Annotated in this window: 10 protein-coding genes and 1 tRNA gene; 3 read left to right on the top strand and 8 right to left on the bottom strand. The window is 73.8% G+C overall.

The window, feature by feature from the left end; all coding sequences use genetic code 11:
- From GTR00_RS07145 to GTR00_RS25615, 7 genes are all read right to left on the bottom strand, one after another.
- On the bottom strand, positions 1 to 605 hold a 605-nt coding region (locus GTR00_RS07145; RefSeq protein WP_166610942.1), incomplete at its 3' end, for a GNAT family N-acetyltransferase.
- Positions 606 to 733: 128 nt separating this feature from the next.
- Positions 734 to 1447: an ABC transporter ATP-binding protein gene (locus GTR00_RS07140; RefSeq protein ID WP_323132303.1), complete on the bottom strand. Its 714-nt coding sequence runs from the start codon at positions 1445 to 1447 to the stop codon at positions 734 to 736.
- Positions 1444 to 2283, bottom strand: a complete 840-nt coding sequence (locus GTR00_RS07135) for an ABC transporter ATP-binding protein (RefSeq protein WP_166610941.1) — start codon at positions 2281 to 2283, stop codon at positions 1444 to 1446. Before GTR00_RS07135 ends, GTR00_RS07140 begins: the two co-directional genes overlap by 4 nt.
- Positions 2276 to 3445 (bottom strand): branched-chain amino acid ABC transporter permease, encoded by a 1170-nt coding sequence (locus GTR00_RS07130; RefSeq protein WP_166610940.1) that lies wholly within the window; start codon positions 3443 to 3445, stop codon positions 2276 to 2278. Before GTR00_RS07130 ends, GTR00_RS07135 begins: the two co-directional genes overlap by 8 nt.
- Entirely contained in the window at positions 3442 to 4428 is a 987-nt protein-coding gene (locus GTR00_RS07125; RefSeq protein ID WP_166610939.1) for a branched-chain amino acid ABC transporter permease, read from the bottom strand. Before GTR00_RS07125 ends, GTR00_RS07130 begins: the two co-directional genes overlap by 4 nt.
- 89 nt (positions 4429 to 4517) lie before the next feature.
- Positions 4518 to 5693 (bottom strand): branched-chain amino acid ABC transporter substrate-binding protein, encoded by a 1176-nt coding sequence (locus GTR00_RS07120; RefSeq protein ID WP_166610938.1) that lies wholly within the window; start codon positions 5691 to 5693, stop codon positions 4518 to 4520.
- A gap of 250 nt (positions 5694 to 5943) precedes the next feature.
- A complete protein-coding gene (locus GTR00_RS25615) occupies positions 5944 to 6561 on the bottom strand; it encodes an ANTAR domain-containing response regulator (protein ID WP_166610937.1) in 618 nt (205 codons plus the stop codon).
- 142 nt (positions 6562 to 6703) lie between these two features.
- On the opposite strand from GTR00_RS25615, the gene GTR00_RS07110 reads away from it, so the two are divergent.
- Positions 6704 to 6777, top strand: a tRNA-Leu gene (locus GTR00_RS07110).
- Positions 6778 to 6851: 74 nt separating this feature from the next.
- Here the strand turns inward: GTR00_RS07110 and pyk are convergent.
- Positions 6852 to 8291, bottom strand: a complete 1440-nt coding sequence (pyk, locus tag GTR00_RS07105; protein ID WP_166610936.1) for a pyruvate kinase — start codon at positions 8289 to 8291, stop codon at positions 6852 to 6854.
- Positions 8292 to 8452: 161 nt separating this feature from the next.
- On the opposite strand from pyk, the gene GTR00_RS07100 reads away from it, so the two are divergent.
- Positions 8453 to 8854: a hypothetical protein gene (locus GTR00_RS07100; RefSeq protein ID WP_166610935.1), complete on the top strand. Its 402-nt coding sequence runs from the start codon at positions 8453 to 8455 to the stop codon at positions 8852 to 8854.
- A gap of 122 nt (positions 8855 to 8976) precedes the next feature.
- Complete coding sequence (locus tag GTR00_RS07095) at positions 8977 to 9789, top strand: FRG domain-containing protein (protein ID WP_166610934.1); 813 nt, start codon at positions 8977 to 8979, stop codon at positions 9787 to 9789.
- Positions 9790 to 9840 lie beyond the last annotated feature (51 nt).

The following is a 9840-nucleotide window of genomic DNA, read 5'->3' as shown; positions in this document are numbered from 1 at the left end:
CCCGCCGTCCCCGGCGCGCCGGGGACGGCGGGCGCCGCGCCGCGGGCCAGGCGGGCGCGCAGGGAGCGGCGGCGGGCGACCACGCCGGAGACGCCGGCGCCGGGGTGCTCACCGGCGCCGACGTCCCCGGCCAGGCGGCGGCGCAGGACGGTCAGGGGCACGGCGCGGCGCACGACGACGGGGGCGAACCCCAGGCGCGCGAGGTAGCGGGTGTAGTCGCGGTCCCCCGGCAGGACGGTGCAGGCCAGCTGCTCCGCGCCCTCGGCCTCGGCCAGCTGCAGCGCACGGCGCAGCAGCGCGCGCCCGACGCCGCGGCGGCGGTGCTCGGGGACGACGTGCAGGTGCTCCACGCTGGGGCCGGTCGAGCCCCCCAGCGGCAGCAGCGGGGAGGCGCTCAGCAGCGCGTAGCCGGCGGGCCGCGGGCCGACGGAGGCGATCAGCACGCGCACGCTGCCGTCGGCCAGTGCGCGCACCAGCCGGGTGCGCACGCTGTCCACGGAGGCGCGCAGCTGCCCCTGGTCGAAGCGCGCGGAGGCGTACAGCTGCATCAGGGTGTCCACGTCGGTGACCGCGGCTTCGCGCACCACCACGACAGGTCTCGGCACGGCGTCCTCCTCGAACGGACCGGGCCCCCGCCTCCGGTCGCCGCGCTCGCGGCTGAGGGGACCTTAGGGCCTGCGCGGGCGGGAGGGAAGCGGTGCCGGGGCGGTGCGGTGCACCGCTGAGCGCGCTCTCACCCGCGCGGGTCAACGCCGTGCGCGCACCGGCCCGCGCGCGCCACCGAGCCGGTCTCCAGCACGTAGGCCACGTCCGCGGTGCGCAGGGCCTGGGCGGCGTTCTGCTCCACGAGCAGCACGGTGGTGCCCTGGCGGTTGATCTCCACGATGATGGAGAAGATCTGCTGGATGAGCTTGGGCGCCAGCCCCATGGAGGGCTCGTCCAGCAGCAGCACCCGGGGGCGGCTCATGAGCGCCCGGCCGATGGCGAGCATCTGCTGCTCGCCGCCGGACATGGTGCCCGCCGCCTGCGCGCGGCGCTCGGCCAGGCGGGGGAAGAGCGTGAACACCCGGTCCATGTCGGCCCGGTAGGCCGCGCTCTTGCGGTCCGAGCGCGTGTAGGCGCCCATGTCGAGGTTCTCCTCGACCGTCATGCCCGGGAACGTGCCGCGCCCCTCGGGGGCCTGGCACAGCCCCCGCTTGACGAGCTGGTGCGAGGGCACCCGGCTGATGTCCTCGCCCTCGAAGACGATGCGCCCGGCGCGCACCGTGCGCAGGCCCGAGACGGTCTTCAGCGTGGTGGTCTTGCCGGCGCCGTTGGCGCCGATGAGCGTGGCGATGCCCCCGGCCGGCACGCGGAAGGACACGTCGCGGATGGCCTCGATGCGCCCGTAGTTGACGCTGAGGCCCTCCACGACGAGCTGGTCCTCGCCCAGGGCGCGCTCGCTCACAGGTTCTCCTCCTCGTCGGTGAGCTGGTCGTCGTCCACGCCGAGGTAGGCGGCGATGACGGCGGGGTCGTTGCGGATCTGCTCCGGGGTGCCCTCGGCGATCTTCTTGCCGAACTCCAGCACCACGATGCGGTCGGTGACCCCCATGACCAGGCGCATGTCGTGCTCGATGAGCAGCACGGTGTTGCCCATGTCGCGCACGCGGCGGATGAGGTCCATCAGCCGCTGCTTCTCGACGGGGTTGAACCCGGCGGCCGGCTCGTCCAGGCACAGCAGCTTGGGCCTGGTGGCCAGCGCGCGGGCGATCTCCAGCCGGCGCTGCTCGCCGTAGGAGAGGTTGCGCGCCAGGTCGTCGCCGCGGTGGCCGAGGTCCATCAGCTCCAGCAGCTCATCGGCCCGCCGGTTCCCCTCGGCGGTCTCCCGGCGGTGCAGCGGCAGGCGCAGCAGGGAGTTCAGCACCCCCGCGCGGTGGTGCGAGTCCGCGCCGACCAGGACGTTCTCGCGGGCCGTCATGTTCTGGAACAGCCGGATGTTCTGGAAGGTGCGGGCGATGCCGAGGCGGTTGATCTGGTACCGCTTGCGCCGGCCCAGGGGCCGGCCGTCGAAGACGACCTGCCCGCTGGTGGGCTGGTACACGCCGGTCAGGGCGTTGAAGCAGCTGGTCTTGCCGGCGCCGTTGGGACCGATCAGGCCGAGGATCTCGCCGCGGCGGATCTCGAACGAGACGTCGTTGACGGCCACGACGCCGCCGAAGCGCAGCGTGACGCCCTCCAGGCGCAGCAGCGCCTCGCCGGTGCCCGGCGCCGGTGCGGCGGTGTCCTTCGCGAGGTCAGGCACGTGCCCCCTCCTCCGTCCCCTCGAGCTCGGCCAGGCGCTTGCCGGCGCGCTGGGCGCGGCGGGCGCGCCGCGGCGGCAGCAGGCCCTGCGGGCGGAAGTTCGCCAGCAGCAGCAGGAGCAGGCCGAAGACGACGACGCGGAAGTCGGCGAACTCGCGGAACCGCTCGGGCAGGTAGGCCACCACGGCGGCACCCACCAGGGCGCCCCAGCGGTTGCCCTGGCCGCCGACGACGACGGCCGCCAGGAACAGCATGGACAGCTGCACGGTGAACGTCTCGGGGTTGATGGCGCCCTGGCGGGCGGCGAACAGCGCCCCGGACAGGCCGCCGATGAACGCGCCCATCGCGAACGCCAGCAGCTTGTAGCGGAAGGTGGGCACGCCGTTGAGCTCGGCGGCCTCCTCGTCCTCGCGGGTGGCCTCCCAGGCCCGGCCCACGCGGCTGTCCTGCAGCAGGACGTCGCCGAGGAGGACGAGGATGATGACGCTCAGCGCCAGCCAGTAGTACGGCACGCCGTCGAGCAGGCCGAACTCCAGGAACGCGGAGGTGTTGCCCAGGTCGACGGTGGCGGTCAGCCCGTCCCACAGCAGGCGCGGCACCTCGAACACCGGCTCGCCGCCGATCGTGATGTCCGGCGGGCGGGGGATGTCCTGGATGCCGCGGGACTGGTTCAGCCACTCGGAGTTCAGCGCGACCAGGCGGATGATCTCGCCGAAGCCGAGCGTGACGATGGCCAGGTAGTCCCCGCGCACGCGCAGCGTGGGCGCGCCCAGCAGCAGGCCCGAGGCGGTGGAGATGCACACCGCCAGCACGATGAGCAGCCAGAACGGCAGCGAGCCGTGCAGGGAGCCGAAGACGCCCACGGTGTAGGCGCCGATGGCGTAGAAGCCGACGTAGCCCAGGTCCAGCAGGCCGGCGTAGCCGAGCACGATGTTCAGGCCCAGGGCGACCAGGGCGTAGGAGGCCACCGTGAACATCACGGAGCCGAAGTCGGACTCCGGGGTGGACAGCAGCGGCGGGTTCAGCAGCGGCAGCGCGTAGAAGAACAGCGCCACCGCCAGCCACACGACGATCTTGACGGGCTTGGGCAGGTCGGCCCAGCGCTCGCCCAGCGTGCGCCGCTCGGGCTTCGGGGACGTCGTGGACGTCGTGGACGTGCTCATGCGCGGGCCTTCCCCAGGGACTCACCGAGCAGGCCGGTGGGGCGGAAGAGCAGGACGACCACCAGCAGCAGGAAGGAGACGACGTCCTTCCAGGCGGAGCCGAACAGCTGCGAGCCGTAGTTCTCGGCCAGGCCGAGGACCAGGCCGCCCAGCAGGGCGCCGCGGATGTTGCCGATGCCGCCCAGGACGGCGGCGGTGAACGCTTTGATGCCGAGGATGAACCCGACGTTGTAGCGCGTGACGCCGATGTGCATCAGGTACAGCAGCGCCGCCGCACCGGCCATCAGACCGCCGAGCAGGAACGTCAACTGGACGACGCGCTTCTGGTCCACGCCCATCAGGGCGGCGGCCTCGGCGTCCTGGGACACCGCGCGCACGCCGCGGCCCAGCCGCGAGCGCCGCACGAACTGCTCCAGGGCGATCATCATCGCCAGCGCGGCGACGAGCACGATGAGCTGGGTGCTGCGGACCTGGAAGCCGCCGACGTCCAGCAGCGTGGCGTTGGGCAGCGGGTTGACGAACTGGGTGTTCTCGCGCGCCGGGCGCACGTAGTCGCCGAGCACGCCGTCCAGGTTCAGCCAGCCGGCGATGCGGTCGCGCAGGCCCATGATCTCGGAGAGCATGAACGAGGCGCCGATGGCGGAGATGAGCGCGACCAGCGGCGGGGACTTCTTCTCGCGCAGCCGCCGGTAGGCCACGCGTTCGACGAGCAGCGCGACCGCGCCGGAGACGGCCATGGCGGCCAGCAGCGCCAGCAGCAGGTACAGCACCGCCGCCGGCCCGCCCGACCCGGCGCGGGCGTTGAGCAGGGTCATCATCCAGACGGCCGCGAAGGACCCCCACATGAAGACCTCGGAGTGGGCGAAGTTGATCAGGCGCAGGACGCCGTAGACGAGGGTGTAGCCGAGGGCGAAGAGGCCGTAGATGGCGCCCACGACCAGACCCGTGAAGGTCAGGTTCAGGAAGGTGCTCAGGGGGACCACCCGGTTCGGTTCGAGCGGGGACGGGGGTGAGGTGCCGGGCACGGCGCGGCCCCACCCGCGCAGCTGGCGGGTGGGGCCGCGCCGTGGCCTCAGGAGGCCGGGATCTCCTGGTCGGCGACGATCTGGCCGCCCTCGACCTTGTAGGCCCACACGCTGATCTCGCTGGGCTCGCCCTTGTCGTCGAACGTCAGCTGCTTGGTCACGCCCGCCTCGTCGTAGCCCTTGACGAACTCCAGCAGGTCCTCGCGGGTGGTGCTCCCGTCGGCGATGCCGTCGAGCAGGATGTTCGCCGCGTCGAAGCCCTCGGCGGAGTACGTGGCCGGCGCGGTGCCGTAGGCGTCGGTGTAGTCCTGCACGAAGGTGCCCTCGGCCTGGTCCGGCGGCAGGCACGGGCAGGTGAAGACGGTGCCCTCGGCCGCGGCCTGGCCGGCGGCGGTGACGAAGCCGTTGTCCTTGGCGCCGTCGTCGCTGACGAAGGCGACCTGCTCGCTGGTCAGCCCGGCGTCGCGCATCTGCTTGGCCAGCAGGCCCGCCTCGGCGTAGTACCCGCCGAAGAAGACCGCGTCGGCGCCGGTCGCGCGGATGTCGGCCACGACCGCGGAGAAGTCGGTCTGCCCCTTCTGCACGGTGTTGTCCTTGACCTTCGCCGCGCCCAGGTCGGCGCGCACCAGGTCGGCCAGGCCCTTGCCGTACTCGCTGGCGTCGTCGACGACGTACACCTTCTGCTTGCCCAGGGTGCCGGTGATGTACGAGGCGGCCGCCGGGCCCTGCGTGGCGTCGTTGCCCAGGACGCGGAAGAACGTCTCCCAGCCCTGCTCGGCCAGCGAGGGGTTGGTGGCCGAGGGGGTGATGCCCACCAGCCCGGCCTCGGCGAAGATCGGGTCGGCCACGCGGGACTCGCCGGAGAACGCCGGGCCGACGACGCCCAGGACGTTCTCGTCGCGCACCGCCTGGGTGGCCAGGCCGGTGGCCTGGTCCGGCAGCCCCTGGGAGTCGTACTCCTCGAGGGCGACCTGGCAGGCGCCGTCCTGCGCGTTGTGCTGGGTCACGGCCAGGTCCACGCCGTTGCGGATGTTCACGCCCAGGTTGGCGTCGGGTCCGGTCAGGGCGCCGAAGAAGCCGATGCTCAGACCCTCGGGGCAGCTGCTCCCGCTGCTCGCGCCGGCGGACGGCTCCTCGGTGGAGCCGCCGGTGGTGCCCCCGCACGCGGTGAGCAGCAGGGCAGCGGCTGCGACGGGGGTCGCGAGCTTGACGATGGAGCGCACGGGCAAGTCCTCCTGGACAGGGGACCGCGTCCCCGCGGGCCGCACCGGGGGGCGGTGGAGCCGGGTGAAGAGTAGGCGAGGGTGCGGTGCACAGGGGGTGGACGGGGCCGATTTCACCGGTCCGTTACACAAAGGGAATGCCGCGGCGCCGCCGCGCTGAGCAGAAAGCTCCCCGGGACGGCAGGACCCCGGCACGCTGGGCGTGCCGGGGTCCTGGGGGCGGTGCGGGTCGGGCGCGGGCCCGCGCGGGTCAGGAGCGGTCGTCACCGGCGCTGATGACCGTGGTGGCCACCTCGCGCATCGTCAGGCGCTTGTCCATGGACGTCTTCTGGATCCAGCGGAACGCCTCGGGCTCGGTCATGCCGAACTGCGTCTGCAGCTTGGACTTGGCGCGGTCGACGAGCTTGCGCGTCTCGAAGCGGTCGGCGAGGTCGGCGACCTCGTCCTCCAGGGCCATGATCTGCTGGTGCCGGCTGACGGCGATCTCCACGGCGGGCAGCAGGTCGGCGGAGGTGAACGGCTTGACGACGTACGCCATGGCCCCGGCGTCGCGGGCGCGCTCGACGAGCTCGGCCTGGGAGAAGGCGGTCAGCAGCACCACCGGCGCGATGCGGGCCTTGACGATGCGCTCGGCCGCCGAGATGCCGTCCAGGACGGGCATCTTGATGTCCATGACGACCAGGTCGGGCTTGTGCTCCTCGGCCAGGGCGACCGCCTGCTCGCCGTTGCCGGCCTCGCCGACGACGTCGTAGCCGGCCTCCCGCAGCATCTCCACGATGTCGAGGCGGATGATCGCCTCGTCCTCCGCGACGACCACGCGGCGAGCGGTCGAGGACGGGGTCGCGGCGGTGTCGGAAGTGTTGGTCACACGCGCATCCTAGTCGCCCCGCGCCGGCGCGCCGGGGACCCGCCGCCCACCGGCGGCGCGGGCGCGCCCGGTAAGGTGCCCAGCGCGCGCCCGGCGGCGCCGGCGGACCCGTTCCGCGCACGGCGGCCGGACGCGCCGGTGCGCCCCGGTAGCCCAACCGGCAGAGGCAGTCGACTCAAACTCGATCCAGTGTGGGTTCGAATCCCACCCGGGGCACCGCGCACCGCCCGCGCACGGCGCGGGCGGGGGGAGGGACCGTCGCGGTCCCTCCCCCCGCCCGCCACCCGGCCTCAGGCGTACGCCGAGGACACCCCCGCCGTCGCGTCGCCGATGCGGTGCACGCGCACGGCGTTGGTCGAGCCCACGATCCCCGGGGGGGCCCCGGCGACGATGACGACCAGGTCGCCCTCGGCGCAGCGGCCCATCTCCTGCAGGCGCGCGTCCACCGCCTTGACCATCTCGTCGGTGGTGTTGATGAACGGCGCGTGCTGCGCCTCGATGCCCCAGCTCAGCGCCAGGCGCCGGCGGGTGGCCTCCTCCGGCGTGAAGGCCAGCAGCGGGATGGGCGAGCGCAGCCGCGACAGGCGGCGGGCGGAGTCGCCGGACTGGGTGAAGGTCACCAGCAGCTTGGCGTCCAGCTGCCTGCCGATCTCCGAGGCCGCCAGGGTCACCGCACCGCCCTTGGTGTGCGGGGTGCTGCCCAGCGGGGCGATGCGCTCGGCGCCGTGGGTCTCGGTGTTCTCGATGATGCGCGCCATGGTGCGCACCGCCTCGTAGGGGAAGGCCCCCACGCTGGTCTCGCCGGAGAGCATGAGCGCGTCCGCGCCGTCCAGGACGGCGTTGGCGCAGTCGGAGGCCTCCGCGCGGGTGGGCCGCGGCGCCCCGATCATGGACTCGAGCATCTGGGTGGCGACGATGACCGGCTTGGCCTGCCGGCGCGCCAGCTCGATGGCGCGCTTCTGGACGAGGGGGACCTCCTCCAGGGGCAGCTCCACGCCCAGGTCGCCGCGGGCGACCATGATGCCGTCGAAGGCGGCCACGATCTCGCGCAGGTTCTGCACCGCCTGCGGCTTCTCGACCTTGGCGACGATCGGGACGGTCACGCCCTCCTCGTCCATGATCTTGTGGACGTCGTCGGCGTCGGCCGCCGAGCGCACGAACGACAGCGCGACCATGTCCACGCCCAGGCGCAGCGCGAAGCGCAGGTCCTCGACGTCCTTCTCGGACAGGGCCGGCACGCTGACGGCCACGCCGGGCAGGTTGATGCCCTTGTTGTTGCTGACCGGGCCGGGCACGGCGACGCGGGTGACCACGCGCGGGCCCTCCACGGCCGTGACGTCCAGGCCGACCTTGCCGTCGTCGATGAGGATGCGGTCCCCGACGGAGACGTCGCCGGGCAGGCCCTTGTACGTGGTGGAGCACACGTCCTTGGTGCCCACCACGTCCTCGGTGGTGATGGTGAAGACGTCGCCGACGGCGAGCTCGTGGGGGCCGTCGGCGAACCGGCCGAGGCGGATCTTGGGGCCCTGCAGGTCGGCGAGGACGCCCACGGAACGTCCGGTGGCCTCCGCCGCGGCGCGCACCCCCTCGAAGTTGGCCCGGTGGTCGTCGTGGGAGCCGTGGCTCAGGTTCATCCGGGCGACGTCCATGCCGGCGTCCACCAGGGCCCGCAACCGCTCGGGGCCGGCCACCGCGGGCCCGAGGGTGCAGACGATCTTCGCTCTGCGCATGACCCGACCCTATGCCGCCCGGGCACCCGCGCGCGCCGCGGGGCGCGGCAGCACCCCGCCGCGTGCACGACCGCCACGGCCCGGCCACCGCCCGGCCACCCGCCGGACCCGTCCCCCGGCCCCGACGTGCGGGCCGCGGCGGGTGCGCCATGCTGACCCCCATGACGACGGGAGCGCAGCGGGACGACGCGGTGCCGGGGACCGCGGTGGACCTGGAGATCGACGAGCTCATCGAGCAGGGCGTGGCCGACCTCGACCACGAGTACGCCGTGTACGTGCGGCTGCACGCGGACCGGGACTGGCCCGAGGGGGCGCTGAGGGACCTGGTGGCCGACCTGCGCACCGCCCACCCGCGCATCGAGTCGGTGGACGCCCCCGAGCACGACGTGGTCGTGAGCGTGGACGGCGACGGCCTGGACGCCGAGAGCGCCGCCCAGCGCGCGCTGGTGAAGGTGGAGCAGGCCGCCGCGCGGCGCGGCCTGGCCGGGCACGCCGCGGACGTGACGGTCATCAGCGACTCGGCCGTGTGGGTGTACGACCGGGAGACCGTCGCGAGCTGGTGAGCCGCCGGGCCCCGGACGCGCCCCGCCGGGCGCCGGGGCGCCGGGCGCGGGACGATCAGGACGGGACGGGTCGAGCCGGGGCCCGGGGTGCGCGCGGTCGCGCAGGACGACGAGGAGCAGCAGTGCCAGCGGTCGACCACCCCCGCGTCGAGACGGTCCTCCCCCGCTCGTGGGCGGAGCTGCACGACCTGCTCTTCTCCGAGCCCTGGCCGCAGCGCGCCGGTCGCTACCACTCCAACGTGGTGCACCGGGGCCTGCCCTGCGCCGGGTACGGGCTGCGCACCTCCGTGCAGCGGCTGGGGCGCACCGAGCGCGAGACGGACCTGCTGCGCAACTTCCGCAAGTACTCGCGCGTGCCCTTCCGGCACCAGGAGAACGACTGGGAGTGGCTGACGCTGGCCCAGCACCACGGCCTGCCCACCCGGATCCTGGACTGGACGTACTCGCCGCTGGTGGCGCTGCACTTCGCCACCGCCGACGTGGAGCGCCACGGCGAGGACGGCGCGGTGTGGAGCGCGGACTTCGTGGCGGTGCACGAGCGGCTGCCGGAGGGGCTGCGCGCCGCGCTGGAGCGCTCGGGCGGCACCGCGTTCACCGTGGAGCTGCTGGGCGAGGTCGCCCCCACCCTGGCGCGCTTCGACGAGCTCGACGAGGAGCCGTTCATGGTGTTCTTCGAGCCGCCGTCGCTGGACGAGCGCATCGTGAACCAGTACGCGAGCTTCTCGGTGGTCTCCTCCGCGCACCAGCGCCCCGACGAGTGGCTGGCGCGCGCCGAGCCGCCGCTGGTGCGCAAGCTGGTGGTGCCCGCCGCGCTGAAGCGGCAGGTGCGCGAGCGGCTGGACCAGGCCAACGTCACCGAGCGCGTGCTCTTCCCCGGCCTGGACGGCCTCAGCCGCTGGCTGACGCGGTACTACTCCAGCCCGCCGCGCCGCTGACCGCCCGCCGGCACCCCGCCCGGCGCGCCGCGGCCCCGCCGCGCGCCGGGC

Source organism: Kineococcus indalonis, assembly GCF_009906395.1.
In the GTDB taxonomy this organism is placed as follows: domain Bacteria; phylum Actinomycetota; class Actinomycetes; order Actinomycetales; family Kineococcaceae; genus Kineococcus; species Kineococcus indalonis.
Note: the sequence above shows the minus strand (reverse complement) of the source record. Positions and strands in the feature narration are given on the sequence as shown.